Source organism: Paraburkholderia piptadeniae (genome assembly GCF_900007165.1).
In the GTDB taxonomy this organism is placed as follows: Bacteria; Pseudomonadota; Gammaproteobacteria; order Burkholderiales; family Burkholderiaceae; genus Paraburkholderia; species Paraburkholderia piptadeniae.
The window spans coordinates 1-290 of the sequence record NZ_CYGY02000047.1 but is presented as its reverse complement, the minus strand read 5'-3'; the positions used below and the strand labels follow the sequence as shown (position 1 = coordinate 290).

General features: G+C 61.0%; 1 pseudogene. It reads left to right on the top strand.

The window, feature by feature from the left end:
* Positions 1–49 precede the first annotated feature (49 nt).
* Positions 50–290: pseudogene (locus BN2476_RS24050) on the top strand (hypothetical protein); the annotation flags it as partial.

Below are 290 nucleotides of genomic sequence, written 5' to 3'. Positions count from 1 at the left end.
GTAGTGAAATAGAGGGTTCCACGCACGTTCGATATCGGCGCTATTCGACATGAACACAACCGGGCACGCCCGCAGCCACGGCCTGCGGCACCGCGTGATCCTTGCAGCCGGACCAGGACGCTGGCGACGGATGATCCTGGCCCTGCTTGTCGTTCTGATCGGCTATGCCGCCGCCGATCTCTTCTGGCCGTTGCACCGTGACCTGAGCCGCTTCGATCCCATCGCGACGGGGACACTCGAAACGAAAATATGGCGTTCCTACTATGACCGTCAGCACGTGGCGCTCTTTC